The 22,311-nt window shown below is 71.2% G+C and carries 15 protein-coding genes and 1 pseudogene; 4 read left to right on the top strand and 12 right to left on the bottom strand.

What is annotated here, in order from left to right; genetic code table 11:
• Positions 1 to 110: 110 nt before the first annotated feature.
• Genes pepN through OG510_RS29105 form a run of 4 tightly spaced genes read right to left on the bottom strand, consistent with a single transcriptional unit; the run spans position 111 to position 4,748 of the window.
• Positions 111 to 2,603, bottom strand: coding sequence for an aminopeptidase N (gene pepN / locus OG510_RS29120; protein ID WP_406140714.1), 2,493 nt, complete (start codon positions 2,601 to 2,603; stop codon positions 111 to 113).
• Positions 2,604 to 2,645: 42 nt separating this feature from the next.
• Positions 2,646 to 3,482: a phosphotransferase family protein gene (locus OG510_RS29115; protein ID WP_406140713.1), complete on the bottom strand. Its 837-nt coding sequence runs from the start codon at positions 3,480 to 3,482 to the stop codon at positions 2,646 to 2,648.
• Between the two features lie 13 nt (positions 3,483 to 3,495).
• A complete protein-coding gene (locus tag OG510_RS29110; protein WP_406140711.1) occupies positions 3,496 to 3,858 on the bottom strand; it encodes a chorismate mutase in 363 nt (120 codons plus the stop codon).
• An 11-nt stretch (positions 3,859 to 3,869) separates the two neighbouring features.
• Complete coding sequence (locus OG510_RS29105) at positions 3,870 to 4,748, bottom strand: helix-turn-helix domain-containing protein (RefSeq protein ID WP_406140710.1); 879 nt, start codon at positions 4,746 to 4,748, stop codon at positions 3,870 to 3,872.
• An 89-nt stretch (positions 4,749 to 4,837) separates the two neighbouring features.
• Here OG510_RS29105 and OG510_RS29100 point away from each other — a divergent pair, with 89 nt between their 5' ends.
• A complete protein-coding gene (locus tag OG510_RS29100; RefSeq protein ID WP_406140708.1) occupies positions 4,838 to 6,586 on the top strand; it encodes a glycoside hydrolase family 35 protein in 1,749 nt (582 codons plus the stop codon).
• Between the two features lie 101 nt (positions 6,587 to 6,687).
• Here OG510_RS29100 and OG510_RS29095 read toward each other — a convergent pair whose 3' ends face one another.
• A complete protein-coding gene (locus OG510_RS29095; RefSeq protein ID WP_406140706.1) occupies positions 6,688 to 9,795 on the bottom strand; it encodes an endo-alpha-N-acetylgalactosaminidase family protein in 3,108 nt (1,035 codons plus the stop codon).
• Between the two features lie 121 nt (positions 9,796 to 9,916).
• A complete protein-coding gene (locus tag OG510_RS29090) occupies positions 9,917 to 10,699 on the bottom strand; it encodes a S1 family peptidase (protein WP_406140705.1) in 783 nt (260 codons plus the stop codon).
• A 134-nt stretch (positions 10,700 to 10,833) separates the two neighbouring features.
• Here OG510_RS29090 and OG510_RS29085 point away from each other — a divergent pair, with 134 nt between their 5' ends.
• Together OG510_RS29085 and OG510_RS29080 are read left to right on the top strand one after the other, a co-directional pair.
• Positions 10,834 to 11,724: a hypothetical protein gene (locus tag OG510_RS29085; RefSeq protein ID WP_406140704.1), complete on the top strand. Its 891-nt coding sequence runs from the start codon at positions 10,834 to 10,836 to the stop codon at positions 11,722 to 11,724.
• Positions 11,725 to 11,750: 26 nt separating this feature from the next.
• Positions 11,751 to 12,194 carry a nitroreductase/quinone reductase family protein gene (locus OG510_RS29080; protein ID WP_406140703.1) on the top strand — a complete coding sequence of 148 codons (444 nt, stop codon included), beginning with the start codon at positions 11,751 to 11,753 and terminating at the stop codon, positions 12,192 to 12,194.
• 46 nt (positions 12,195 to 12,240) lie between these two features.
• Here OG510_RS29080 and OG510_RS29075 read toward each other — a convergent pair whose 3' ends face one another.
• On the bottom strand, positions 12,241 to 13,818 hold the full coding sequence (locus OG510_RS29075; RefSeq protein WP_406140701.1) for a DEAD/DEAH box helicase: 1,578 nt from the start codon (positions 13,816 to 13,818) through the stop codon (positions 12,241 to 12,243).
• A gap of 95 nt (positions 13,819 to 13,913) precedes the next feature.
• Positions 13,914 to 14,117 (bottom strand): cold-shock protein, encoded by a 204-nt coding sequence (locus tag OG510_RS29070; RefSeq protein WP_015607926.1) that lies wholly within the window; start codon positions 14,115 to 14,117, stop codon positions 13,914 to 13,916.
• 477 nt (positions 14,118 to 14,594) lie between these two features.
• On the opposite strand from OG510_RS29070, the gene OG510_RS29065 reads away from it, so the two are divergent.
• A complete protein-coding gene (locus OG510_RS29065; protein ID WP_164265988.1) occupies positions 14,595 to 14,966 on the top strand; it encodes a VOC family protein in 372 nt (123 codons plus the stop codon).
• A gap of 25 nt (positions 14,967 to 14,991) precedes the next feature.
• Here the strand turns inward: OG510_RS29065 and OG510_RS29060 are convergent.
• The 4 genes and pseudogenes from OG510_RS29060 to gltB all read right to left on the bottom strand — a co-directional run.
• Positions 14,992 to 15,360 (bottom strand): annotated as a pseudogene (locus OG510_RS29060) (VOC family protein); the annotation flags it as partial.
• A gap of 40 nt (positions 15,361 to 15,400) precedes the next feature.
• Positions 15,401 to 16,012, bottom strand: a complete 612-nt coding sequence (locus OG510_RS29055; protein WP_406140700.1) for a HutD family protein — start codon at positions 16,010 to 16,012, stop codon at positions 15,401 to 15,403.
• Positions 16,013 to 16,142: 130 nt separating this feature from the next.
• Entirely contained in the window at positions 16,143 to 17,621 is a 1,479-nt protein-coding gene (locus OG510_RS29050) for a glutamate synthase subunit beta (RefSeq protein ID WP_406140699.1), read from the bottom strand.
• Positions 17,614 to 22,191: a glutamate synthase large subunit gene (gltB, locus tag OG510_RS29045; protein ID WP_406140697.1), complete on the bottom strand. Its 4,578-nt coding sequence runs from the start codon at positions 22,189 to 22,191 to the stop codon at positions 17,614 to 17,616. Before gltB ends, OG510_RS29050 begins: the two co-directional genes overlap by 8 nt.
• Positions 22,192 to 22,311: the final 120 nt, after the last annotated feature.

Below are 22,311 nucleotides of genomic sequence, written 5' to 3'. Positions count from 1 at the left end.
GGCGCGCCCGAAGAGCACAACGACTCAACCCGAAAGTGGTACTGCCGGGGTGCGGGGGGAAGTTGGCGTTCCCCTGGTGGTACAAGGGGGCCGCCGCCCCGCACCCCTGGTCAGGCGCCGCGGACCGCCAGGGCGCGCCGCAGGTCGTCGAGCTGGTCGGTGAGCTTGCGGCGCAGCGCGGGGATCATGTCGCTGTCGCGCAGGCAGGCTTCACCGCGGGCGAGGGCCTCGGCGGTGATCTCGTACGCGGGGAAGGCGTACCGTCCGGCGGCTTCGGCGATGGCGGGGCCGCGACGGCCGGCGAGGGCGACGGCGTCCTCGTAGTAGCGCTCGGTGTAGGCGGCGACGAGGGAGCCCTGTTCGGGCTGCCAGAAGCCGCGGGCGGTGGCGGTGAACAGGTAGTTGGACAGGTCGTCCGAGGTGAACATCTGCTGCCAGGCGTCGGCCTTGGCCTCCGGTGCGGGGAGCGCGGCCCGGCAGCGGGCGGCGCCTTCCTGTCCGGTGGCGCTGATGTCCCGGTCGAGTTCGGCGGCGATGGCGCTCTCCTCGACGGCGCCGAGGGCGGCGAGGCGCTGGAGGATGCGCCAGCGCAACTCCGGGTCCAGTTCGGGGCCGCCGGGGACGCCGCCGTCGGCGAGCCATGCCTGGATGCCGTCGGGCTGGGTGGCGGCGTCGATGAAGTGGCGGACGGCGATGAGGCGGAGCCCGCTGTTGTGGCCGTCCTCGGTGCGGCGGATCAGCGCGCGGCAGACCGTGCTGAGCGTGGCGAGTGCGGCGGTCCGGTCGGCGGGCGGCAGATAGCGGTCGGCGATCTGGGTGGCGGCGAAGGTGAGGACGCCCTGGACGATGGCGAGGTCCGACTCGTGCGGGAGGTGGGCGAGCGCCGCGTCGAGGTAGGCGGCGGGCGGCAGTTCGCCGTCGCGGACCATGTCGCGTGCGGCGTTCCAGACGACGGCGCGGGTCAGCGGGTCGGGGAGGCCGGAGAGCGCGCGTACGGCGGTTTCCCAGGAGGTGGCGTCGAGGCGGACCTTGGCGTAGGTGAGGTCGTCGTCGTTGAGGAGGAGCAGGTCGGGGCGGCGGCCCTGGAAGGTCCGGGTGGCGTCGTCGGCGGGTACGTCGATCTCGAAGCGTTCGCGCAGGACGAGGTGGGCGGGGTCGACCGGGTCGTGGTCGTACGCGCCGACGGCGATGCGGTGCGGGCGGCTGCCGGTGCGGGTGACACCGAACGACCAGGTGTTGTCGGTCTCGGTGACGGCGGGGGTGAGGGTGTCGACGCCGGTGGTGCCCAGCCACTGCGCGGCCCAGCCGTGGACGTCGCGGTCGGTGGCGGACGCCAGGTTGTCGATGAAGTCGGCGAGGGTGGCGTTGCCGAAGCGGTGCCGGGCGAAGTGGGTGTTGATCCCGGCGAGGAAGTCCTTCTCGCCGAGCCAGGTGACGAGCTGGCGCAGCGCGGACGCGCCCTTGGCGTAGGAGATCCCGTCGAAGTTGAGCATCGCGGACGCGGTGTCGGGGACGAGCGCCGGGTCGGGGGCGACGGGGTGGGTGGAGGGGCGCTGGTCCGCGTCGTACCCCCAGCTCTTGCGGGCGATGGCGAAGTCGACCCAGGTGCCGGTGAAGCGGGTGGCTTCGGCGAGGGTCTGGTAGCCCATGTACTCGGCGAAGGACTCGTTCAGCCAGATGTCGTCCCACCACTGGAGGGTGACGAGGTCGCCGAACCACATATGGGCCATTTCGTGGGCGATGACCATGCCGCGGGTCTGGCGCTCGGTGTCGGTGACGGCCGAGCGGTAGATGAACTCGTCGCGGAAGGTGACCAGGCCCGGGTTCTCCATGGCGCCCGCGTTGAACTCCGGGACGAATGCCTGGTCGTAGGAGTCGAAGGGGTACGGCTCGTCGAACTTCTCGTGGTACCGGTCGTAACAGGCGCGGGTGATCTCGAAGATCTCGTCGGCGTCCGCGTCGAGGTGGGGCGCGAGTGAGCGGCGGCAGTGCAGGCCGAAGGGGAGCCCGGCGTGCTCGGTGGTCACGGAGTGCCAGGGGCCGGCGGCGACGGCGACGAGATAGGTGGAGATGGGCTGGGTGGGCGCGGCCTGCCAGCGGCCGTCATCGGTACGCCCGACGACGGCGTTGGCGAGGACGGTCCAGCCTTCGGGCGCGGTGACGCCGAGCTCGAAGACGGCTTTGAGGTCCGGCTGGTCGAACGCGGCGAACACCCGCTGGACGTCTTCCATGAACAGCTGGGTGTAGACGTAGGTCTCGCCGTCGGTGGGGTCGGTGAACCGGTGCATGCCCTCGCCGGTGTGCGAGTACCGCATCGCGGCGTCGACGCGCAGCTCGTGCTCGCCGGCCGCGAGCGCGGTGAGCGGGAGCCGGTTCCCGGTGAGCGTCCCGGGGTCGAGGGGCTGTCCGTCCAGGGTCACCGAGCGCAGCTCGGCGGGCTTGAGCTCGACGAAGGTGTCCCCGGCCGCGAGGGCGGTGAAGCGGATGACGGTACGGGAGTCGAAGGTCTCGTCGCCCCGCGTCAGATCGAGGTCGATCGTGTACCGCTGGACATCGAGGAGCTGGGCTCGGAGCTGCGCTTCGTCGCGCGTCAGTACGGACATGGGCCCATCGTGCCGTACACCGCGGGCACCGCGCACGGGGGTTCAGCCCAGCAGCCCGAGCAGTCTTCCCGCCTGCCGGGCGACCGTTCCCCGCGGGTTGCGGGGGCGGGCGCCGTGGCTGTCGGCTTCGAGCATCAGGAGCCACATCAGGGCGGTGAGCCTGCGCAGGTCGCGGAGCCTGGTGCGCTCGGGGCGGGTGAGGGGGAAGTGTTCGATGAGGGCCTCGGCGTCGAGGCTGCTGTCGGACCAGACCGATACGTGTTCGGCGATCTCGGCGAGCTCCTGGAGGCGGTCGGCGCGGCCCGCGCTCTCGAAGTCGACGAGGTGGACGCGGCTGCCGTCCCAGAGGTAGTTGGCGAGGTTGCCGTCGGCGAAGCCGAGCACCGGTGCGGCAGGTTCGGCGGCCACCAGGGTGTCCAGGGCGGGAGTCACGACCCAGCGGGCGCCGGCGTCGAGCGCGGTGGCGCTCCCCTGCCTGTCATCCGTGGTGCGTCCGGCCCTGCCTCGCGGGGCCTCGGCGCACTGGTCGCGTACCGCTGTGAGGATGTCGCCCGGTGCCCAGAGCCTGGGCGGCAGGGCGTCGATCTCCGTACGCGGGAGCGCCTGCTGGAAGCGGGTGAGGGCCGCGGCCAGTGGCTCCAGCTGCTCGGGGCCGACCTGTGTGCCGCGCAGCGGGGTGCCGGGGACGCGCGTCATCGTGACGGTGGGCGGGGTTGCTGTCCGCTCCACCGGTACGGGAGCGAGGCCGGGTGCGTGGCGGGCGAGGAGGGTGAGCGTCCGCCATTCGCGCTCGGGCTCGCCGCGGTCCCAGCTGCGGAAGCGCTTGACGACCGTGGTGCGGCCGATGTCGACCGTGTGGTTGGTGGTGAGGTCGGTCATCGGCGGGCACCGGTCAGCTGTCGGCGGCGGAGCCGTCGGTGGAGCTGCTGCCCGCGCCGTCCGCAGCGCCCTCCGCCGCGCCCTCAGCGATGCGCTCGTGGTGTCTGATCACTTCCGCGACGATGAAGTTGAGCAGCTTCTCGGCGAAGGCCGGGTCGAGTTTCGCGCTCTCGGCGAGGCTGCGCAGCCGGGCGATCTGGCGGGCCTCGCGGGCCGGGTCGGCGGGCGGGAGCTGGTTCTGTGCCTTGAGGAGGCCGACCTGCTGGGTGGCCTTGAAACGCTCGGCGAGCATGTGGACGACGGCGGCGTCGATGTTGTCGATGGACCCGCGCAAACGGTCCAGTTCGGCCTGTACGGACAGGGCTGTCTCGGTCATGGTCGTCGAGCTTACGTCGTGATCGTCGGCGGGTTGTCGGGGTCCGGTATCTGGTCACTCCAGCCGCCGGGGACGGTGTGTCCCTGCTGCTGGCGGAAGACGACCGGGGCCTTGCCGACCCGGCGGGTGAACAGCCGGGAGAAGTACGCCGGGTCGTCGTAGCCCACCCGGCGGGCGACGGCCGCGACCGGCAGATCGGTGGCGGCGAGCAGTTCCTTGGCGCGGCCGAGCCTGATGCCCAGGAGGTAGTCCTTGGGGCTGCAGCCCGCCCCCTGCCGTACCGCGGTGCGCAGTTCGGCGGGGGTCATGCCGTGCCGGGCCGCGTGTTCGGCGACGGTCAGCGGCTGGAAGGCGTCGCGGGCGAGCGCCTGGAGGACCGGAGCGCCTTCCGCGTCGGTGTCGGCGCGGGCTCGGCGCAGCGCGACGAGCAGTTCGTGCACGGCGGCCCCGGTCTCCACTTCGAGCAGCGGGTTTCCGCGGCGTGCGGCGCGGACGATGCGCCCCACGGCCGCGCGCGGTCCCGCGACGTCGGTGAGCGGCACGACGGGCCGGTCGGGTTCGATGTAGCCGAGCTCGGTGTACGTGGCGGTGGCGGGCCCGGTGAAGTCGACGAAGGACTCGTCCCAGCCGGTGGCCGGATCTGCGCCGTAGTGGTGGGTGGCGCCGGGTGTGATCCAGAGGAGCGCGGGCGCGGTGACGGCCGTACGCCGTCCGTCGGCGCCGCGGTACCAGCCGCTGCCCGCGCCGACGACGACCGCGACATGGTGGTCGAGCGTCCGCGGGCCGACGGCGGGCAGGGTGCCGTGCTGGAGGCCCACGCCGAGGCAGACCAGGCCGAGCTGGTGGTGGACGGGGCTCGGCGTGAAATAGCGCATCCAGGTGTGGTACATCCCGTTTCCGTCCTCTCCGTTCGGCTCCGTCCAATGAGCGTTGATCTTTGTCCATGGACCGGGCCGCCGCCAGAGGTGAGAGTGTCGACGTGGCTGATTTCACTGTGGGTGACGAGGATTTCCTGATCGACGGGCGGCCGGTCCGGCTGCTGTCGGGGGCACTGCACTACTTCCGGGTGCACGAGGACCAGTGGGGACACCGGCTGGCCATGCTCAGGGCCATGGGGCTCAACTCCGTGGAGACGTACGTCCCGTGGAATCTGCACGAGCCCCAGCAGGGCCGCTTCCACGATGTGGGGGCGCTCGGCCGGTTCCTGGACGCGGCGCACGAGGCCGGCCTGTGGGCGGTGGTCCGCCCGGGACCGTACATCTGTGCCGAGTGGGAGAACGGCGGGCTGCCGCACTGGCTGACCGGCGCGCTGGGCCCGCGGGTGCGTACACGTGACGCTGAGTATCTGCGCCATGTGGACCGCTGGTTCCACCGGCTGCTGCGTGAGGTCGTCCCCCGCCAGATCGACCGCGGCGGGCCGGTGATCATGGTGCAGGTCGAGAACGAGTACGGCAGTTACGGCTCCGACCAGACCTATCTGCGCCATCTCGCAGGGCTGCTGCGCCGCCTCGGGGTGAGTGTCCCGCTCTTCACGTCGGACGGGCCCGAGGACCATATGCTCACCGGCGGTTCGGTCCCCGGGGTGCTCGCCACGGCCAACTTCGGCGCGGGCGCGCGCGAGGGCTTCGACGTGCTGCGCAGGCACCGGCCGAAGGGGCCGCTGATGTGCATGGAGTTCTGGTGCGGCTGGTTCGACCACTGGGGCGCCGAGCCGGTCGTACGGGACCCTGCGGACGCCGCACAGGCGCTGCGGGAGATCCTGGAGTGCGGCGCTTCGGTGAATCTGTACATGGCGCACGGAGGGACGAACTTCGCCGGCTGGGCGGGCGCCAACCGCTCGGGCGAGCTGCACGACGGCCCGCTGCAGCCGACCGTGACCTCGTACGACTACGGCGCGCCCGTCGACGAGTACGGGCGGCCGACCGAGAAGTTCTGGCTCTTCCGCGAGGTGCTGGCCCCGTACGCGGACGGCCCGCTGCCCGAGCTGCCCGAGCCGCCCGCCGCGCTGGCCGCGCCCGTCGCGACCGCCCTGCCCGAGTGGGTGCCGCTCGGTGAGGTGACGGACGGGCTCGGCGGCCCCGAGCGGGTCACGGGTGCTCCGCCGTCCTTCGACGAGCTGGATGTCGACCGGGGTCTGGTCCGCTACCGGGTCCAGGTGCCGGGCCCGCGCCGGCTGTATCCGCTGACCGCGCCGGGGCTGCGCGATGTGGCGCAGCTGTACGTCGACGGGGCGCGCACCGAGCTGGGCGCGCCGGTGCCGGGGCCCGCTTCGGTGGAGCTGTGGGTGGAGTCGCTCGGCCGGGTCAACTACGGTCCCCGGCTGGGCGAGCCGAAGGGTCTGACGGGCGGGGTGCTGCACGAGCGGCAGTATCTGCACGGGGTACGGGCGCGGGGGCTGCGGCTCGACGCGTTCGACGACGCGGTGGCGGTGGCGAAGCTGCCGTTCCGTCCGGTGCTGCCGGGTGAGCCGGATTCCGGGGCCCGTGGGCTGCACCGGGGGACCTTCGATGTGACCGGGGCCGGGGACGCGACGCTCGAACTGACCGGCTGGGTGCGGGGCTTCGTCTGGGTGAACGGCTTCTGCCTGGGCCGCTACTGGTCGGCGGGGCCGCAGGATTCGCTGTTCGTACCGGGCCCGGTACTGCGCGAGGGCGAGAACGAGGTGTGGGTGCTGGAGCTGGCCGGGGCCGCGGCCGATTCCGGCGAACCGGGGCTGGTCCTGCGCTGAACCGGGCCCTGCGCTGAACCGGACCCTCCCCCAATCCCGTTCGGCAGCGGGCCGGTCCTCCGCCGAGGACCGGCCCGCTTTCGTCGGATGTCTTCCCGCGCCTACACCTCGCGGACCTCGAACGCGTCGATGGCGAACTCGGCGACGCCGTCGTCACCGACCTTGCGCAGCCCCACCCAGGCGTCGCCGTCGGCGGGCGCGGTGAACTCGTAGCTCAGCTGCGTGGGCGCGGTCGCCACGGGCAGTGCCCTGCGGTCCAGCTCACGGGCCGCGGGCTCGTCGACGCCGGTGATCCAGGCGTACTGGCCCGCCGTGTCGTTCTCGTACCGGAAGGAGACCCGGTACCGCTTGGACGGTTCGAAGCGGACGGTGTGCTGCACGGTGCGGTAGACCAGGCCGTCGTTCTCACCGCGTGACTTGAGCGACTGGCCGCCGTCGATGACGTCATCGATGGCCTTGCCGTTCCAGCCTCGCTGGGTGAACGGGGCGTGCCGCTGGCCGACATGGGTCCGCGGGTCGGTCGAGCCGCCGGCGTCGCCCTTGACGAAGACACCCCAGCCCTGCGGGACGTTCTCGAAGTCCTCGAAGGCCACCGTGCCCGCCTTCCGGGTGGGCTTCGCCGCGGCGATCCGCAGGTTGTCGAACCTGATCCGCGCGTCGCCCGCCGCCGCCCGCAGCGTCAGGTCGACGCGCCCACCGCTCTCCGGCACGGTGAAGTACGTGAACATCCGCTGGAAGCGGGAGTCGTGCTTACGGTCGGCCGCGACATAGTTGCCGGCGCAGGAGGTGTCGGTCCAGTTGGTGGCGGTGACACCGTCGGCGGTACGGATCTCCAGGGCGGCCCGGCGCCGCTCCCCCGCCTTCTTGCCGACCTCGACCTGTACGGACGCCACATAGGTCCCGGCGGGCAGCCGGCCCAGGCGCTGGCCGACGGTGGTGGCCGCTCCGGCGCCGATCACCAGCTCGTAGTCGCCGATGGTGTTGCGTACGACGGACGCCGGCGCCCCGGCCGGTGTGGTCTGCCAGCCCTTGAGGGAGCCGGAGTTGAAGCCGGGGTCGTACACCGGGGTGCCCTGGCCCCAGTGCGGTTCGGCGACCGCCTTCGCGCGGGAGCGGTACAGCACATAGGGCTGTCCGGCGGTGGCGTCCACGGTGACCTTGCCGGAGCGGACCGCCAGGTCACCGGCGTGCACCCGGCCCTGGTCGGTGAGCCGGTAGAGCGCGACGCGCGAGGAGTGCGACCAGCCGCGCGGCAGCTGCCAGGTGGTGGAGCCGCCCTTGGGGTTGTAGTGGTAGAGCTTCTCCGGGTCGGTCGCCCTGCGGGGCTCCCAGGGCAGCAGATAGCTGCCGCCGGTGTAGACGACCCGTCCGTCGGTGGTGATACGGCGGTCGCCGTCCGCGTCGCCGACGACGGTCCCGGTGGGGCCGAAGAAGGTGATCTCGTGCTCGGTCCACCGCTTGACCGGGTACGCCTGGAGGTACTTCGCGGGCAGCGCGTCGGTCCAGATGATGTCGTAGAAGGCGTGCCAGTCGGTCTTGTTGACCCAGCCCTCGAAGTTGCCCATCCGCCCGGCGCCCAGCAGGGTGGGCCACTTGTCGGAGAAGACGTCCTTCTGGTGGTTGCGGATGAAGCGGATCAGCTGGGAGTTGATACCGCGCGAGGTGTCGGCGCCGTAGTCGGTCTCGTTCGCCCAGTGCGACCAGACCGAGGAGCGCTCCAGGCCGTGGCCCCACTCGCTGCTGACGGTCCAGCCCTGCTCGCGCAGTGCCCGCTGGAGCCGGTCGCCGTTCCAGCCGGACTCGCGGAAGACATCGAAGTAGATGGCGTTGAGCGCGGGATGCGCGTCGTCGCGCAGGTCCTGGAGCCGCTTGATGATGTCGCCGGAGACCAGGTCACGCCGGGAGTCGATGCGGTAGGACTGGTCGAGCCAGTCCCACTGCTTGTCGGTCTTGTCGACGAGCTTCTCGGAGAAGGCGTGGGCGACGGGGTAGGACTCGGTGGCGTTGACGTGCACGCTGAAGTCGCTGTTCCACTTGCTGCCCTCCGCGACGAGGGTGTTCATGTCGGCGAGGCCGCCGGCCCGCTCGTTGTAGTTGCCCGCGTAGTCGGGGTGCGCCGAGTCGTGGCCCTCCGACTGGTACCCCTTGAGCAGCGTGTACTGGCGCAGCCCGTCCGTGGCGAGGGAGATCCGCTTGACGTTGTCGAGCGTGGCGAGGAACGGGTTGGTGGCCTGCGAGGCGAAGTTGAAGGGGATGTGCGGGACGACCCGCAGATGGGTGTCGTCCACTCCGAGCGGCGTCACCATGATGTCGCGGAAGGCGATGGCCGCGTCCTGCCAGTCGACCACGCCGTCGCCGTTGCGGTCCCGGGTGAGGACGACGGTCGCGTACGGCAGTGGCTCGGTGGCGTCGACCGGTGAGGTGTCGGCGCGGTGGGTCCACTGGCCGCAGGCCAGCTGCGCCTTGACGTAGCCGTCCTTCTTGACGGTCTGCCGCCACATCCGGCCGTTCTCCCAGGTGGCGCCCGGGGTGGCGTCCGGCTTGTCGTAGACCGTGTTGGTCTCGACGGCGCCGCCGAGCCTGTCGTGCGCCACCACGGCGTACGCGCAGCCGGCGGGAGCCGCGTCCGCCGTACTGTCCGCCGTGACCTCGACCAGGGTGTCGCCGCTCTTCGCCTTGTCCAGGTCGAGCTTGGCGGCCAGCAGGGTGGCGCCCGGCTGGTCGCTGCGTACGGAGAGGAAGGCGAGCGCGGGGATCTCCAGCGTCCCGACGCGCAGCGCCGCGGTGTCGGCGATGCGGGTGACCCGCCAGTCGGTCTGCCATCCGTCGACGCGGATCTCGACGCGGATCTCGGTCCCGCCGTCGAAGGCGAGGGTGTACGCGATCCGGTCACGGCCGGGCCTGGACGTCACCTTCGGGGTGTGCGCGGTCCCGTCGATGAGCACCGAGGTGACGGGGTCCTCCTGCCCGTGCAGCAGCGCGCCCGTCCGGCGGTCGGTGTACGACACGATGCGCGGGAAGCCCCGGTCGACGCGGACGTCGAGGGCTTCGGAACGCAGGACGGTCTCGGCTCCGCCCGCGGTCCCGGAGCCGGTGGTCGCCGCGTCCGCCGCGAAGGCGGACGGGGCTGCGAACGCCGCACCGACACCGGCAAGCGCGGTGGCGGCTACAACGGTCCTGCGGCTGGGCCCTCGGTCTACTTCGTGCACGCTCGCTCCTCCATCGCGACGATCATCCGTGCACGTCACGATGGAGGGGCGGGGCGTGTGAGCCTATGGACAAAGGAGGGACAGCTGTTGGACTAAAGCGATGTGCTGCCCGCGGCCCGTCTCAGTGCAGCGTGTCCGCGGCCGCCTTGATGTCCGCCGAGAGCGCCGACACCTGGGCGTACACCCCGGGGTAGCCCGGCTCGGCGCAGCCCTGGCCGAAGCTGACGATCCCGACCTGGACCCACTCCCCCTGGTCGTCCTTGCGGAACATCGGGCCGCCTGAGTCGCCCTGGCAGGTGTCGACCCCGCCCTTCTCGACATCGCCGGCGCAGATCTCGTCACCGGCGTTGAACTGCGATCCGTACGCCTCACCGCACTGCGCGTCGGTGACATAGGGGACCGTCGCCTGCCGCAGATAGCGCTGCTGGCCGCCGTTCTCGCTCGTGGAGCCCCAGCCCGCGATCGTGAAGGTTCCCTTGTCGTACGCCGTACTGGTGACGGTGGGCAGGGTCGGCAGGTCGAAGGGCTTGGCCAGTTTGATCAGCGCCCAGTCCTTGCCCTTGCCGTCGTAGCCGGGGGCCTGGATGACCTGGGTGGACTTGATGTGCACGGCCTGCGGGCCCTGCAGGTCGACGGAGCCCGCGGTCGCGGTGATGGAGGTGTTGGCGCCGGAGCCCGACACGCAGTGGGCCGCGGTGAGGACGATGTCCTTGGCGTAGAGGGCGCCGCCGCATCCCTGGGAGAGATGCACCATAAAGGGGTACTGGCCCTCCGCCACCCGGGTGCCTCCGACGACGGGTTCGGGGGCGGCGGCCGAGGCCGGGGCGGGCTGGAGGCTGAGGACTGCGAGTACGGCGGCGCCGGCGGCCGCGCATCGTCCGATGGTGCGCTCTGACTGGTTCAACGGGCTTCCTCTCGTGGGGGCTGAGGGATCCTCAAGCCCTGCCCGGGGCAGGACCTGGTCCCACCGTCCGGAACGGGCTGCTCCCACGACAATGGCCGCTGTCCGGGGTTTCCGCCCGGTCGTAGAGTGGACGTGTGACGGACGGCAGCGAGGTCGTACACGGTTTTCCGCACCTGGAGACGGTGCAGGCGGCGATCACGGCGCTCCACAGGCGCCTCTCGTACGACGGTGTCCTCAGCTACGCGCCGAGCCTCGCCCCCGTCGACGCCGCCTTCTCCGACCTGGACGATCTGCATCTGGGCACCCAGCGGGTGGCCCGTGCGCTGGTCCACCATCTGCGGCTGCCCGACGCCCGGATGATCGTCGGCTTCCGCGAGATGGAGCACGCGGCGGCGGTCGAACTGGCGGCGGGGCCGGAGTACTTCATCGAGCTCAACGACCGTTTCCGTACCCACAGGGCCGACATCGGGGCGGCGCTCGCCCATGAGGTCACCCATGTGCTGCTGCACCGGCTCGGCCTCGGCTTCGCGGGGACCCGGGACAACGAGATCCTCACCGACACGGCGGCGGCCTACCTCGGGGCGGGCTGGCTGCTGCTCGACGCGTTCCGCGAGGACGCGGTGTCCAGCCAGAAGCTCGGCTATCTCACCCCGGAGGAGTTCGGGTATGTGCTGGCGAAGCGGGCGGTGCTCTTCGACGAGGACCCGTCGATCTGGTTCACCAGCCCGCAGGCGTACACGGCGTACACGAAGGGGCGGGCCAGGGCCGGCCAGGACGGCAGCCGTCCGCCGCTGACCGCGGCCGGGTGGGCCGGGCGCCGCGCCTACGCGAAGCACCGCAGAAACGCGCTGGAGAACGGCGGCCGCTCCGCTCCCGGCCTGCCGTACGCCTTCGAGCAGGCACCGGACGGACTGCGCGTCAGTTTCGCCTGCCCCACCTGCCATCAGCGGATCAGGGTGCCGGTCCGCGGCCGGGTGCGGGCGCGCTGCGGGCTGTGCCACACCGTCCTGGAATGCGACACCTGAGAAACGCGACACCTAGGGTGTGTCCCATGCGCGTAGAGACGAAGCACGCACTGGTGCGGCCGCTCCAGCGGTATCTGATCAACCCGCCGGTCCGGCTGCTGCTGCGGCTCGGGGCCGCGCCCGGTTACGCGCTGCTCGAAACGCGCGGGCGGGTCACCGGGCAGATCCGCACCACGCCGGTCGGCGAGGGCAGGGACGGGCGGGTGTTCTGGATCGTCGCGGAACACGGCATGCACGCCGGGTACGTCCGCAACATCCGGGACTGCCCTGACGTGCGGGTACGCCTCCGCGCTGGACGGCGCTCCGTCTGGGTGCCGGGGACGGCGGAACTGCTCCCCGACGACGACCCGTACGCACGGCAGCGCACCCTCGCCCGGGGGCGTCCGCTGCGCGCGCTGAACGCGGCGACCGTACGGGCCATGGGGACGGAGCTGCTGACGGTCCGTATCGACCTGCACCCCCCGCACTGACGCCGGGCCCGCCGTCTGACGGCAGGGCCCGGCCGCGCTCGGTCCGTCAGGCGGCGGCCCTGCGGCCGCCCTGGCCACCACGGCCCTGACCGCCGCGCCCCTGGCCACCGCCACCGGCACCACGGCCTGCGCCGCCACGGCCCTGACCGCCCTGGCCGCCTCCGCCGCCCTGGCCCTGACCGCCACGGCGGCCCCGGCTCCCGCGGCCCTGACCTGCCGGGGCGCCGGCCCCGTTCGCGGGCCTGCTGGGCCTGGAACGCCGCTGCGGCGCGGTGGCCTGCTGCGGTACGTCGATGACGATCGCGACGCCCGAAGGCTCCTGCGCCCCGGTGATCCGGGTGAGCTCCTCGTCGCTCGACCTGACCCTGGCGGTCCTGGGGGTGATGCCCGCGTCGGACATCAGCCGGGTCATCTCGCGCTTCTGCTCCGGGAGCACCAGGGTGACGACGCTGCCCGACTCACCGGCCCGCGCGGTGCGCCCGCCGCGGTGGACGTAGTCCTTGTGGTCGGTGGGCGGGTCCACGTTGACGACCAGGTCGAGGTCGTCGATGTGGATGCCGCGCGCCGCGACGTTGGTCGCGACCAAGGCGGTGACCTGGCCGTTCTTGAACTGGTCGAGGGTGCGGTTGCGCTGCGGCTGGGAGCGGCCGCCGTGCAGCCCGCCCGCCCGTACGCCGCTGGCCAGCAGCCGCTTCACCAGGCGGTCCACGGAGCGCTTGGTGTCCAGGAAGAGGATCACCCGGCCGTCGCGGGCCGCGATACGGGTCGTGACGGCCTTCTTGTCGGTCTCGTCGGCGACGTAGAGGACGTGGTGGTCCATCGTGGTCACCGCGCCCGCGGACGGGTCGACGGAGTGCACGACCGGGTCGGTCAGGAACATCTTGACCAGCCGGTCGATGTTCTTGTCCAGGGTGGCCGAGAACAGCATCCGCTGACCGCCGGGCTCGACCTGCTTGAGCAGGGCGGTGACCTGCGGCATGAACCCCATGTCGGCCATCTGGTCGGCCTCGTCGAGCACGGTGATGCCGACCTGGTCGAGGCGGCAGTCGCCGCGCTCGATGAGGTCCTTGAGCCGGCCCGGGGTGGCGACCAGGACCTCGGCGCCGCGCCGCAGCGCGCCGGACTGCCGGGAGATCGACATCCCGCCGACGACCGTGGTCAGCCGCAGCTGGACCGAGGTGGCGTACGGCGTGAGCGCGTCGGTGACCTGCTGGGCCAGCTCACGGGTGGGCACCAGCACGAGCGCCAGCGGCGCCTTCGGCTCGGCGCGGCGGCCCGCGACCCGGGCCAGCATGGCGAGCCCGAAGGCGAGCGTCTTGCCGGAGCCGGTGCGGCCGCGGCCCAGCAGGTCACGGCCCGCGAGGGAGTTCGGCAGCGTCGCGGCCTGGATCGGGAAGGGGTCGGTCACGCCCTGGGCCGCGAGGGTCTTCAGGAGCGCGGCGGGCATGTCCAGCTCGGCGAACGCCTCGACGGCGGGCAGCGCGGGGGTGATGGTGTCCGGCAGCGTGAATTCGGCCGGCCTGGGAGCTGCCTTGCGGGCCGGAGACTTTGCGGGGGCCTTGCCTCGGCCCCTCGGCGGACTGGTGCGTGCGGGACGTGCCGGGCGTTCAGCGGAGCGGGTCATGCGGTTCAAGCCTTCCTGCCGGATGTAGGACAGCACAAACCGGGACCCGCACCTTGGAGGTGCGGGCCCCGGTCAGCGAGGTACGCGTCCGACAATTAGGCCGGGACGATGTTCTCCGCCTGCGGGCCCTTCTGGCCCTGCGTGACGTCGAAGGAGACCTTCTGGCCCTCCTGGAGCTCACGGAAGCCCTGGGTGGCGATGTTCGAGTAGTGGGCGAAGACGTCGGCGCCGCCGCCGTCCTGCTCGATGAAGCCGAAGCCCTTTTCCGAGTTGAACCACTTCACGGTACCGGTGGCCATAACATTCTCCTCAACAGGTGCAGTGCCGGAAATTCGCACTTTACGAATTCCGCGTCGCCGCATTGAACCCCATCCGGAGAAAGCCGGAAAACAATAATGCGCCTGTCGGAGCATTCCCGTCAGGCGCACATAAAGTTCATGGGTACCAAAACTGCAACAACGTCAGCCTAGCACGCTTGTCGCCCGGATGTCTGGACGCAACGGCACCCGGATGATCTCCCCGCACGCCTCCGACCGGTGGTTCCGGGCCCGTACGGAGCAGGGCGTCCGGCCAACTCGCCTCAGCGCAAGAACAGTTGCCGCGAAAACCAGGACCGCCGGGTAAGCCGGCGGAGGACGGCGAGATACCCGGGCGGCGAACCGGAAGGAGTGAGGGAGTCCCGCCACTGTTCGATTGGCGTTCACCCCGCGCCCATGACGTACGGGACGCCCCCTCCCCGTACAGGGCCCGGCGGCCCGCAGCCTAGGATTCCGGGCATGATCGCCGAATTGCAGTGCATAGTGCTGGACTGCCCCGAACCCGCAGACCTGGCCGCGTTCTACCGGGCAGTCCTCGGCGGCAGCATCGACCGACCCGACCCCCGCTGGGAACTCAGCTCCGACTGGACCACGCTGCACACCGCGTCCGGTCTTGTCCTGGGTTTCCAGCGCGCCGAGAACCACCGCGCGCCGGCCTGGCCCGACCCGACCAGGCCCCAGCAGTTCCATCTGGACTTCGGCGTGCCCGACCTCGACCGGGCGGAGGTCGAGGTGCTGGACGCGGGCGCCAGTCTGCTCGACGACAGCGCGCCCGGCTGGCGCATCTACGCGGACCCCGCGGGGCACCCCTTCTGCCTCGTCCGGCACTGACGTTTCAGCCCCCGGGTCAGTCCCCGGACCGTTCGGCCGTGCTCCGCTCGACACAGAACTCATTGCCCTCGATGTCGGCCAGCGTCGCCCACCCCCGCCCGTCGGGCCTGCGGTGGTCCTCGACGAGCGTGGCGCCCAGCGCGAGCAGCCGCTCGACCTCCGCCTCCCGGGTGCGGTCCGTCGGCTGGAGGTCCAGATGCAGACGGTTCTTGATCTGCTTGGGCTCGGGCACCTGGATGAAGAGCAGCCCGAAGCCGGTGGCCTGGATCAGCGCCTCGGGGTCGCCGGGCTTGTCCTCGTCGGTGAGCGGGATATCGAGGACCTTGGCCCAGAAGCTGCCCAGCTCATAGGCGTTGGCGCAGTCGACCGTCACATGGCGCACAAATGAAGTCATGATCGCATCATGCCTCAACACGCGTGCGGGGCAAGGGAATTCAGGCGCTGCGCTGCCTGCTCCGCAGGGTGACCAGGGCTGTGTGACCGTCGGCCCGCAGCACACCGGGGGACTCCCCGGTCACCACCGCCGCGTCATAGGGCCCCAGCGCCACGCCCGTGCCCGTCCCCGTGCCCGTGCCTGTCCCCGTGCCCGTGTCCTCCAGGACCGCGGTCCCGTCCAGCGCGACGACCAGCACGGTGGCCTCCGGCGGGACGGCGACGGTGAGCCTGCCGCGTACGACCGAGACGAGCGCGTCGGTGAGCGCCTCGCGGTACATCACGTTGAAGTTGACGACGGGGCCTTCGAGCAGCCGCCCGTGCGTCGCCACGTCACCGGCGAACCGGTGCGGCACGAAGCGCTCGTCCGCGCGCAGCGGGACCCCGCCGGCCGTCAGCTCCATCCCCGCGCCCTCCACCACGGTGAGGACCCTGGTGACCTCGGGGAAGACGGAGAACGGCCCGTCGGCGCCGACATCGGCCAGGCTCACCCGCCAGGCGAAGGCGTCCATCCCGGCGTCCTCGGGCCCGGCGGCGATCTCACGGGTGACGCCGCCGCCGTTCTTCCAGGGCGCGGCCGCCCGGCCCGCGGCCCGCAGTATCCGTACCGTCATGATGCGAACCGCTCCACTCTCTCGTCGCCCCGGGACGCGCCACGGCGCCCACCCAGTGTCCGGTCGGGGACAAGGCAGGCGCCGCGTTCAGTTCCGCACCCCATTGTGCGGGACGTTCTTTTGGGGGCCGTCAGACCGTCAGTGCCCGGTCCGTCGGCTTGATCGGGGCGTGCAGCTCGCTGGCGCCCGTGAGGAAACGGTCCACGCCGCGCGCCGCCGAGCGGCCCTCGGCGATCGCCCAGACGATCAGCGACTGACCGCGGCCCGCGTCACCAGCAACGTACACGCCGGGCACATTGGTCGCGAAGTCGGCGTCGCGGGCGATGTTGCCGCGGGCGTCGAGTTCGAGGCCGAACTGCTGGACGAGGCCGTTGGCCTGGTCGGTGCCGGTGAAGCCCATGGCCAGGGTGACCAGCTCGGCGGGGATGCGGCGTTCGGTGCCCGGCTGCTGCTCCAGCTTGCCGTCCTTGAACTCCACCTCGACCAGGTGCAGGTACTTGACGTTCCCGACCGTCTCCCCCTCCTCGGGCTCCGAGCCCTCGAAGTGGGTGGTCGAGACGGCGTAGATGCGCTCGCCGCCCTCCTCGTGCGCGGAGGTGACCTTGTAGAGCATCGGGAAGGTCGGCCAGGGCTGGCCCGGGTTCCGCTCCTCGCCGGGGCGGGGCATGATCTCCAGCTGGGTGACGGACGCGGCGCCCTGGCGGTGGGCGGTGCCCACGCAGTCCGCGCCGGTGTCGCCGCCGCCGATGACCACGACGTGCTTGCCCTCGGCGGTGATGGGGGCCACCGTGAGGTCGCCCTCCTGCACCTTGTTGGCGAGCGGCAGGTACTCCATGGCGAAGTGGATGCCGTTCAGCTCGCGGCCCGGTACGGGCAGGTCGCGGGAGACCGTCGCACCGGCCGCGATGACCACCGCGTCGTACCTGCGGCGGAGCTTCGCCGCGTCGATGTCGCGGCCGATCTCCGTCTCGGTGCGGAACTTGGTGCCCTCCGCGCGCATCTGCTCGATGCGCCGGTTGATGTGGGACTTCTCCATCTTGAACGCGGGGATGCCGTACCTGAGCAGTCCGCCGATGCGGTCGGCGCGCTCGTAGACGGCGACCGTGTGCCCGGCGCGGGTCAGCTGCTGGGCGGCGGCGAGACCGGCCGGTCCGGAGCCGATGACCGCGACCGTCTTGCCGGAGAGCCGCTCGGGCGGCTGCGGGGTGACGTCGCCGCTGTCCCACGCCTTGTCGATGATCGAGACTTCGACGTTCTTGATGGTGACGGCGGGCTGGTTGATGCCGAGGACACACGCCGACTCGCAGGGAGCCGGGCAGAGGCGCCCGGTGAACTCCGGGAAGTTGTTGGTGGCGTGCAGCCGCTCGGACGCCGCCGACCAGTCCTCGCGGTAGGCGTAGTCGTTCCACTCGGGGATGAGGTTCCCCAGCGGACAGCCGTTGTGGCAGAAGGGGATGCCGCAGTCCATGCAGCGGCCGGCCTGCTTGCTGATGATCGGCAGCAGGGACCCGGGAACGTAGACCTCGTTCCAGTCCTTCACCCGCTCCTCGACGGGGCGGGTCTTCGCGACCTCGCGGTCCGTGGTCAGAAAGCCCTTGGGGTCAGCCATTGGTCGCCGCCTCCATCATCTTCTCGGTGGTCTCGTTCTCGGTGAGACCTGCCTGCTCAGCGGCGTCCTTGGCGGCGAGCACTGCCTTGTAGGTGGTGGGGATGATCTTGCTGAAGCGGGCGGCCGCGGTGTCCCAGTCGGCCAGCAGCTTCTCGGCCACGGTGGAGCCGGTCTCCTCCTGGTGGCGGCGCACGACGTCGTGCAGCCACTGCTTGTCGGTCTCGTCGATCTGCTCGATCGCACCGGCGTTGCCGGCGTTGACGTTGTCGCGGTCCAGGTCGATGACGTACGCGACACCGCCCGACATACCGGCGGCGAAGTTCCGTCCGGTCTCGCCGATGACCACGGCGTGCCCGCCGGTCATGTACTCGCAGCCGTGGTCGCCCACGCCTTCCGAGACGACCGTCGCGCCGGAGTTGCGGACACAGAACCGCTCGCCGGTGCGGCCGCGCAGGAACAGCTCGCCGCCGGTCGCGCCGTACGCGATGGTGTTGCCCGCGATGGTGGAGTACTCGGCGAGGTGCTCGGCACCGCGGTCCGGGCGGACGACGACCCGGCCGCCGGAGAGCCCCTTGCCGACGTAGTCGTTGGCGTCGCCCTCAAGCCGGAGTGTCACCCCGCGTGGGGCGAAGGCGCCGAAGGACTGGCCCGCGGAGCCGGTGAAGGTGATGTCGATGGTGTCGTCCGGCAGGCCGGCGCCGCCGAACTTCTTCGTCACCTCGTGGCCGAGCATCGTGCCGACGGTCCGGTTGATGTTCCGGATGGCGGCCTGGGCGCGGACCGGCTGGGCGGCCTCGGCCGAGTCGGCGGCCAGTGCGTCGGCCGCCAGCTTGATCAGCTGGTTGTCGAGCGCCTTCTCCAGGCCGTGGTCCTGCGCCGCGGTCCGGTGGCGTACCGAGCCGTCGGGCAGGTCGGGGACGTGGAAGAGCGGGGCGAGTTCGAGCCCCTGCGCCTTCCAGTGGTTCACGGCCCGCTCGGTGTCGAGCAGCTCGGCGTGGCCGACGGCCTCTTCGAGCGTACGGAAGCCCAGCTCGGCGAGGAGCTCGCGGACCTCTTCGGCGATGAACCGGAAGAAGTTCACGATGTACTCGGCCTTGCCGGAGAAGCGCTCGCGCAGCACCGGGTTCTGGGTGGCGATGCCGACCGGGCAGGTGTCGAGGTGGCAGACGCGCATCATGACGCAGCCGGAGACGACGAGCGGCGCGGTCGCGAAGCCGAACTCCTCGGCGCCGAGGAGCGCGGCGATGATGACGTCACGGCCGGTCTTCAGCTGGCCGTCGGTCTGTACGACGATGCGGTCGCGCAGGCCGTTGAGCAGCAGCGTCTGCTGGGTCTCGGCGAGGCCGAGCTCCCAGGGGCCGCCCGCGTGCTTCAGCGAGGTCAGCGGGGACGCGCCGGTGCCGCCGTCGTGTCCTGAGATGAGGACGACGTCCGCGTGTGCCTTGGAGACGCCGGCGGCGACCGTGCCGACACCGACCTCGGAGACCAGCTTCACATGGATGCGGGCCGCCGGGTTGGCGTTCTTGAGGTCGTGGATCAGCTGGGCGAGATCCTCGATGGAGTAGATGTCGTGGTGCGGCGGCGGCGAGATCAGGCCGACGCCGGGGGTGCTGTGACGCGTCTTGGCGACCCACGGGTAGACCTTGTGGCCGGGCAGCTGGCCGCCCTCGCCGGGCTTCGCGCCCTGCGCCATCTTGATCTGGATGTCGTCCGCGTTGACCAGGTACTCGCTGGTCACACCGAAGCGGCCGGACGCGACCTGCTTGATGGACGAGCGGCGCGCCGGGTCGTACAGCCGGTCGGCGTCCTCGCCGCCCTCACCGGTGTTGGACTTGCCGCCCAGCTGGTTCATGGCGATGGCGAGGGTCTCGTGCGCCTCCTTGGAGATGGAGCCGTACGACATGGCGCCGGTCGAGAAGCGCTTGACGATCTCGGATGCGGGCTCCACCTCGTCGAGCGGGATGGACTCGCGGCCGGCGGCGAAGCCGAACAGGCCGCGGAGCGTCATCAGCCGCTCGGACTGCTCGTTCACCCGGTCCGTGTACTTCTTGAAGATGTCGTACCGGCCGGAGCGCGCCGCGTGCTGGAGGCGGAAGACGGTGTCCGGGTCGAAGAGGTGCGGCTCGCCCTCGCGGCGCCACTGGTACTCGCCGCCGATCTCCAGCTTGCGGTGCGATGCGGAGATGCCGGACGCCGGGTACGCCTTGGCGTGCCGGGCGGCGACCTCGGTGGCGACGACGTCGAGTCCGGCGCCGCCGATCTTGGTCGCGGTGCCGTTGAAGTACGTGTCGACGAAGGACTGGTCGAGGCCGACGGCCTCGAAGACCTGGGCGCCCCGGTAGGAGGCGACGGTCGAGATGCCCATCTTGGACATGACCTTCAGGACGCCCTTGCCGAGGGCGTAGATCAGGTTGCGGATGGCCTGCTCGGGCTCCAGGCCCTCGATGAAGGTGCCGGCGCGGACCAGGTCCTCGACGGACTCCATGGCGAGGTACGGGTTGACGGCGGCGGCGCCGTATCCGATGAGCAGCGCGACATGGTGCACCTCGCGGACGTCACCGGCCTCGACGAGCAGCCCCACCTGGGTGCGCTGCTTGGTGCGGATGAGGTGGTGGTGGACGGCCGATGTGAGCAGCAGCGAGGGGATCGGGGCGTGCTCGGCGTCGGAGTGCCGGTCGGAGAGCACGATGAGCCGGGCGCCCGCCTCGATGGCGGCGTCGGTCTCGTCGCAGATGTCCTTGAGCCGGGCGGCGAGGGCCTCGCCGCCGCCGCTCACCCGGTAGAGACCGGCGAGCGTCGCGGCCTTCATCCCCGGCATGTCGCCGTCGGCGTTGATGTGTATGAGCTTGGCCAGCTCGTCGTTGTCGATCACCGGGAAGGGCAGCGTGACACTGCGGCAGGCGGCCGCGGTGGGCTCCAGGATGTTGCCGGCGGGGCCGAGCGTGGAGCGCAGCGAGGTGACGAGCTCCTCGCGGATGGCGTCCAGCGGCGGGTTGGTGACCTGCGCGAAGAGCTGGGTGAAGTAGTCGAAGAGCAGCCGGGGGCGCGCGGAGAGCGCGGCGATCGGCGAGTCCGTGCCCATGGAGCCGAGCGGCTCGCCCGAGGTGCGGGCCATCGGCGCGAGGATGACGCGCAGCTCCTCCTCGGTGTAGCCGAAGGTCTGCTGGCGGCGGGTGACCGAGGCGTGGGTGTGCACGATGTGCTCACGCTCGGGGAGGTCCTCCAGCTCGATCTCGCCGCTCTCCAGCCACTCCTCGTACGGCTGCTCGGCGGCGAGGCCGGCCTTGATCTCGTCGTCCTCGATGATGCGGTGCTCGGCGGTGTCGACGAGGAACATCCGGCCGGGCTGCAGCCGGCCCTTGCGGACGACCTTCGCGGGGTCGATGTCCAGGACGCCGACCTCGGAGGAGAGGACGACGAGGCCGTCGTCGGTCACCCAGTAGCGGCCGGGGCGCAGACCGTTGCGGTCGAGGACCGCGCCGACCTGGGTGCCGTCGGTGAAGGTGACGCAGGCGGGGCCGTCCCAGGGCTCCATCATCGTCGCGTGGTACTGGTAGAAGGCCCGTCGTGCCGGGTCCATCGACTCGTGGTTCTCCCACGCCTCGGGGACCATCATCAGCACGGAGTGCGGGAGCGAGCGGCCGCCGAGGTGCAGGAGCTCCAGGACCTCGTCGAAGGAGGCGGAGTCCGAGGCGTCCGGGGTGCACAGGGGGAAGATCCGGTCCAGCTTCTGCGGTCCGAAGAGGTCGGACGCGAGCTGGGACTCGCGGGCCTTCATCCAGTTGCGGTTGCCCTTGACCGTGTTGATCTCGCCGTTGTGCGCGACGAAGCGGTACGGGTGGGCGAGCGGCCAGCTCGGGAAGGTGTTGGTGGAGAAGCGCGAGTGGACCAGGGCGACCGCGGTGGCGAAGCGGCGGTCGGAGAGGTCAGGGAAGAACGGCTCCAGCTGCCCCGTGGTGAGCATGCCCTTGTAGACGATCGTGCGGGCGGAGAGCGACGGGAAGTAGACACCGGCCTCGCGCTCGGCGCGCTTGCGCAGGACGAATGCCTTGCGGTCGAGCGCGATGCCCGTCGCGGGGGCGTCCTGGCCCTGGGGCGCGTCGGCGACGAAGAGCTGGCGGAATTCGGGCATCGTGGCGCGGGCGCCGCTGCCCAGCAGGTCCGGGGTCACCGGGACCTCGCGCCAGCCGAGGACGGTGAGCCCTTCCTCCGCGGCCAGCGTCTCGATCCGTGAGACGGCGGCGGGGCTGTCGTCGAGCGGCAGGAAGCCGATACCGACGGCGTACGCGCCCGCTTCGGGGAGCTCGAATCCGGTGGCCTCACGCAGGAAGGCGTCCGGCACCTGGAGCAGGATTCCCGCGCCGTCGCCGGAGTCCGGCTCGGATCCGGTGGCGCCGCGGTGTTCGAGATTGCGCAGTACGGTCAGCGCCTGCTCGACCAGCTCGTGGCTGGCCACGCCGGTAAGAGTGGCCACGAACCCGACACCGCAGGCGTCGTGTTCGTTGCTGGGGTCGTACATCCCCTGCGGGGCGGGGCGACCCTCCATGGGCGACCAGGCGTGGATGCGCATCGGCTCTCCCGTCGTCGTCGTGGCATATGCAAGTGCATAGGGACGACGTTGGCCCTCTGCGAAATTTCGAGCAGGTTACATGATGGAATGCTTCTCGAAAACCGGATGTTTCATTCCAGC

The sequence above is a fragment of the Streptomyces sp. NBC_01089 genome (assembly GCF_045162975.1).
Lineage (GTDB): Bacteria > Actinomycetota > Actinomycetes > Streptomycetales > Streptomycetaceae > Streptomyces.
The sequence above is the reverse complement of the archived record's forward strand: the minus strand, read 5'-3'. Positions and strand labels throughout refer to the sequence as shown.

Coding starts and splice junctions, on each gene's coding strand:
- gltB (WP_406140697.1), bottom strand. CDS start 22,191: ATGCGCATCCACGCCTGGTCGCCCATGGAGGGTCGCCCCGCCCCGCAG.
- OG510_RS29115 (WP_406140713.1), bottom strand. CDS start 3,482: ATGACCGACCTCACCACCAACCACACGGTCGACATCGGCCGCACCACG.
- OG510_RS29075 (WP_406140701.1), bottom strand. CDS start 13,818: ATGACCCGCTCCGCTGAACGCCCGGCACGTCCCGCACGCACCAGTCCG.
- OG510_RS29110 (WP_406140711.1), bottom strand. CDS start 3,858: ATGACCGAGACAGCCCTGTCCGTACAGGCCGAACTGGACCGTTTGCGC.
- pepN (WP_406140714.1), bottom strand. CDS start 2,603: ATGTCCGTACTGACGCGCGACGAAGCGCAGCTCCGAGCCCAGCTCCTC.
- OG510_RS29105 (WP_406140710.1), bottom strand. CDS start 4,748: ATGTACCACACCTGGATGCGCTATTTCACGCCGAGCCCCGTCCACCAC.
- OG510_RS29065 (WP_164265988.1), top strand. CDS start 14,595: ATGATCGCCGAATTGCAGTGCATAGTGCTGGACTGCCCCGAACCCGCA.
- OG510_RS29050 (WP_406140699.1), bottom strand. CDS start 17,621: ATGGCTGACCCCAAGGGCTTTCTGACCACGGACCGCGAGGTCGCGAAG.
- OG510_RS29080 (WP_406140703.1), top strand. CDS start 11,751: ATGCGCGTAGAGACGAAGCACGCACTGGTGCGGCCGCTCCAGCGGTAT.
- OG510_RS29055 (WP_406140700.1), bottom strand. CDS start 16,012: ATGACGGTACGGATACTGCGGGCCGCGGGCCGGGCGGCCGCGCCCTGG.
- OG510_RS29070 (WP_015607926.1), bottom strand. CDS start 14,117: ATGGCCACCGGTACCGTGAAGTGGTTCAACTCGGAAAAGGGCTTCGGC.